This window comes from Mesorhizobium sp. M4B.F.Ca.ET.089.01.1.1 (assembly GCF_004022605.1).
Taxonomy (GTDB): domain Bacteria; phylum Pseudomonadota; class Alphaproteobacteria; order Rhizobiales; family Rhizobiaceae; genus Mesorhizobium; species Mesorhizobium abyssinicae.
In genome coordinates this window covers 1-1,807 of the sequence record NZ_RZOS01000735.1, presented here as the reverse complement: position 1 = coordinate 1,807, position 1,807 = coordinate 1, and the positions used below count along the sequence as shown (strand labels likewise).

The following is a 1,807-nucleotide window of genomic DNA, read 5'->3' as shown; positions in this document are numbered from 1 at the left end:
GTTTGCGGCTCAATTGCAGTCGAGGCCAGAGTTCTTCGAGGCGTTTGCCGATGTCGTCGTCGTGTACGAAGGTGAAACGGCCCTTGAAGGCATTTTGGATGCGCGAGCTGCGGGTGAGGATCTGAGCGAAATTCCGAATTTGCTCTATCTCGACAGTGGTCGAGTGAAAGCGACTGTCACGCATGTTGAGAACGTCGGCCTACTACCGACACCCGATTTCGAAGGATTGCCGCTTTCGAGCTACCTTACGCCTGTCCCCGTACTTCCAATCCTCACCGGCAAGGGATGCTACTTCAACAGGTGCAAATTCTGCGACATTCCCTATATCAACCACGTTAGTCGCAAAGCTTATCGCATTCGGCCCGTTGAAAAGATCGCGGAGGATGTGCGCACGCTTTCGGCCTGGTTTGACGCGCGCCACTTTGTCATTACCGACGAGGCGCTGTCGCCGCGACTGCTGATGTCGCTTTCAGATGCGCTGCGCCCGGAAAGCGGTTCCTTCAACTTCACCGGCTATGCCCGATTAGAAGATGGTTTCAATGAGGAGGCCTGTAGGAAGGTCGCGGCGATGGGGATGCGCAAGCTGTTCTTCGGACTGGAGTCGGCCTCTCAAACGACCGTCGACCACATGTCGAAGGGGATAAACATAGCCGCCGTGCCCCGGATCCTGCGAGACTGTCGAGCCGCTGCCTTGGACTTCCATATCTTCTCTATTGTTGGATTCCCCGAGGAGACAGAGGAGGTGGCGCGCCAGACTTTCAACTTCTTCATGGACAACGCGGAGGTTATCGGTTCTGCCGGAAGCAGCTTCGACATCCATCCCTTTGGTCTCGAACTAAGGACACCATATTTCGAGGAGCGAGAGGCCGTCGGCGCAGTGGTTCCCATCGCAGCGCTGGAGCGTGATTTCGTCATCGGACTGCGGCCGGAAGAGTGGCGCAATGTCCGTGGGATCAGCCCGGATCGGGTGGCGCACCTCATCGATGAGGATTTCCTACCTGCGCTGCGTCGCCGATATCGCGACTATCACGCCCGACGCTCGCCGCTGTTCCCCAGTACCGAAGAGTATTCTGTCCTTTACGGGGAGCACTACGCCGGTCGGGCATTCCCGTACCGCACCTCTGTTCCCTTGGAAGAAACCGCACGATTCAGTTTTCATTGGAACAAGAGCTGGCCGCTATTCCGGACCGAGGCAGGGGACTACCGAGCGGTTGCAACTAATTTTGAGATCCCGATAGACTCAAGACTGTTCGAGCTCATCACAATACCGCACGAACGAACTTGGGGAGAGTGCCTGACTATCGATGCAGGCGTGCGGTCGCCAGACGTCTTGAGATCTGTGCTCGATTTTTTGATCGAGATCGGTCTGATTTTTGTAATGTTGGCCGACGAAGCGCCAACGGCCGAAGTCTTCTACCAACCAAATATCACTCGGAACTTGGGGGCAGCGCAGTGACTTCAAAGATCGATTTTCAGGTGTTCTTACCGCAGGCGGCAATGCAACTCGCGGGCTGGGATGCAGCCTTCCCGCCGGGGCAACGCGAACTCTTGGCCAAACCCGAAATCATCAGAAAGGTAGTGAAGAACTCGTATGTCGACGGATACTGGAGAATACGGCGGACGACCCCATTGATCCTTGCGGCAATCGGTGCGTTCGACGAGGCGGGCGATCGAGAAAGCGTGATGTTTTGGAGCGAACATCTTTCCGAGGAGGGCGGTCATGATTTGGTGATGTACGACGATCTCGAGAGCATGTTCGGCGGCCCTGACGCAGTCCGAAATATTCTACAACAGCGCCCCATCTTGC

2 protein-coding genes are annotated in these 1,807 nt (G+C 56.1%); both read left to right on the top strand.

Annotated elements, in window-relative coordinates; translation table 11 throughout:
- On the top strand, positions 1-1,456 hold a 1,456-nt coding region (locus EN780_RS33315; protein ID WP_128276384.1), incomplete at its 5' end, for a radical SAM protein.
- Positions 1,453-1,807: hypothetical protein (locus tag EN780_RS33310; RefSeq protein ID WP_133372848.1), on the top strand; the 355-nt coding region annotated here is incomplete at its 3' end. The genes EN780_RS33315 and EN780_RS33310, both read left to right, overlap by 4 nt.